This is a genomic window from uncultured Gardnerella sp. (assembly GCF_947280595.1).
In the GTDB taxonomy this organism is placed as follows: Bacteria; Actinomycetota; Actinomycetes; order Actinomycetales; family Bifidobacteriaceae; genus Bifidobacterium; species Bifidobacterium vaginale_A.
Genome location: NZ_CAMYOS010000038.1, coordinates 1 through 2770 on the forward strand (window position 1 = coordinate 1; position 2770 = coordinate 2770).

Annotated in this window: 2 protein-coding genes; one reads left to right on the forward strand and one right to left on the reverse strand. The window is 32.9% G+C overall.

Features of this window, described 5'->3' with window-relative positions; all coding sequences use genetic code 11:
• Positions 1 to 128: 128 nt before the first annotated feature.
• Positions 129 to 2264, reverse strand: coding sequence for a chromosomal replication initiator protein DnaA (gene dnaA / locus Q0X59_RS06160; RefSeq protein WP_297643949.1), 2136 nt, complete (start codon positions 2262 to 2264; stop codon positions 129 to 131).
• Positions 2265 to 2693: 429 nt separating this feature from the next.
• On the opposite strand from dnaA, the gene rpmH reads away from it, so the two are divergent.
• Positions 2694 to 2770, forward strand: a 77-nt coding sequence (gene rpmH / locus Q0X59_RS06165; protein ID WP_297643951.1) for a 50S ribosomal protein L34, incomplete at its 3' end; no start/stop codon positions are given.

Consider the following 2770-nt stretch of genomic DNA (forward strand, 5'->3'; position numbering starts at 1 on the left):
TGTAAAAATCTTGCGATGAGAGAAACTCCGAGAGCTCAGCAACAACAAATAGAATAATTCTGTAAAAATACCTATACAAATTTTCATAAAGTAGTCTTACTATTAAAAAATTCGATTTTGATAAAATTCTAATTGTTTTGCTCTGAAATTTCTTCGCTATTTTTCCCGTCTTCATCAGGAGCATTATGTTGCTTTAAACGAACAGTTAAATCAATAACATAGTTATAAATTTCCTGTTTTTGCTTCATTTCATCACTAATTCTCGTATAAGCATGCATTACAGTAGTATGATCTCTACCGCCAAAAACTTCACCAATATCGACTAAGCTCATGCTAGTCATTTCTCTAGCAAGATACATTGCGATTTGACGAGATAAAGCTACATTTTTAGTGCGTGTGCGACCAACTATTTCGTCAAAAGTAAGATGAAAATATTTCGCAACTTGACCAATAATATCAGTAGGACGAATTTCAATATCTGATGCAAAAAAATCCTGTAAAGCTCTTTCAGCAAGAACTCTACTAACAGGTTGATTACTTAATGATGCAACAGCAGTAACTCTAGTTAAAGCTCCTTCAAGCTCTCGAATATTTTGAGTAAAACGTTCAGCTATAAGATCGAAAACTTCAGCAGGAATTTTTACAGAATTTGTTGAAGCCATCATTTTTAAAATAGCAATTCGAGTTTCTAAATCAGGTGGCTTAATATCAACAGTTAAACCAGATTCAAATCTTGTAATAAGTCTAGATTCAAATCCTCGCAAACGTTTAGGAGCAACATCAGAAGCAATAACAATGCGCTTATTAGCTTGATAAAGAGCATTAAAAGTATGGAAGAATTGCTCTAATGTGGCTTCTTTACCGCCTAAAAATTGAATATCGTCAATAAGCAAAAAATCAACCTCTCGATATTTTCTATTAAACTCGGAGATTTTATTTTGACTTTCATTAGGAACTCGCAAAGCATCAATAAAATCATTTGTAAATTCCTCACTTGTTACATATCTAACTTTTAGTGAAGAATCTTTTACTAAAGCATAATTTCCAATAGCATTAAGCAAATGAGTTTTACCTAATCCGGATCCTCCATAAATACACAAAGGATTGAAATCTTTTCCGGAACCTTCTGCAACAGCCAGAGCAACAGTTCGCGCAAAACGATTTGAATCTCCCGGAACAAAATTATCAAAAGTAGCGCAAACATTTAAATGAGTTTTAGGATCTGTTTTTACAGAAACAGATATTTTCCCATTACCCTTATTATTAGTTATTGAAGAACCAATGATTTCTGGTTTAAAAACAGAAAATCCAGTAGATAAAGGAAAAGGTGGCTGTATTGGTATAGAATTATCGTCTTCGTTTTCGCTAACGTTTTCGCTAACGTTAGCGCTATCGATTTCGATAATATCTTTATTTTCGCTATAGTTTTCGTTTTTGTTATTTATATCTTCTTCGTTTACGCTAGCATCTTTATTTTCGCTATTGCTGTCTTTTTTGTTATATCTATTGTTTCTGTTATAGACATCGTTTTCGCTATATCTATCGTCTTTGACTTCAGTAACAGTAAAATCAGTTTCTTTTAAATCTGCGAAGTTTGGAATTTCATCAACAGGTTTTCTGCCATAATCATCTAACTCAGAATAGCCATAGTATGGGTCTAAAATATATCGTTTTGCTTCAGATTCATCAAATGTGTACTTTCTTACTTCTGTAGTTCCGGATTCAGAAGTGTAAATAGTTGAAGAAAAGTTTGATTTTGAACCTGTTAATGAGTTGTTTGCATTACTAACGCTGTTTTTTGTGATATCTTTGCCATATTGGTCAATGCTTCGATTATTTTGATTAAAGATTTGAGCGTCTTGAACGTTTAGATTATTCTGTATATTTTGATTGTTTTGAGCGTTTTGAACGTTCAAATTCCTGTTATTTGTATTAGTTTGATTATTATTTTCAGAAAAATTATTGTTATCTTCAGAAAAACTATCGTAAGGCTTTACAATCTTAAAAGCAGGAAACATATCTTTTCCTGTGCAGATCTTTAATGCCACTAGTAATGGCTCATTAAGCTCATTTTGAAGTGCTTGCTGAGCAGTGGCACTTGTAACGCATAAAACAATAGTAGTGCCATAAATTGCCTCAGGATGAACACCTTCAAACCAGCTTTTATCTCTAGCACTTAGTAAAGCATTATGTTTTAATACACTAAGCGTATTGGCCCATACAATAGCAGCTTGTGCTACTGGGTCGCTGAATGCATCAGACATACCACTCCAATCCAAAACGCCTAATTAAGAAATCCTAAATTCATTGCGTGTATAACATTTTTGCGCGTAAGAAAAAGAACTTCAATAGAACATGTTTACTACCACCCTGTGAAGTTATCCACAGCCTCGCGTGTTGAAAATATTGGATTGTTAATAACATGCGTGTAATTTGTGGATAATTTTTTGAATGCTTAAATTATCGAATTTCTAAAGTTTTCTAGGGCTTTCGTATTTATTCACGAGTAATTTAATTATTTTATTTAATAGAAAATATCTAAGTTAATTTATATAAATTCTGTTTGAAATATGAATAATTTGTGTAATAATTGATTGAGTTTTTTGCCTTTTGGTGAGGGGTAATAGTAATTTAGTAGAGCTTGACGTAAAATTGGTCACGTTTTTACATGACTGAATATAGGAGCATTATTTATGAAAAGGACATTCCAGCCAAATAATCGTCGTCGTCACATGAAGCACGGCTTCCGCGTTCGCATGCGTACGCGTGC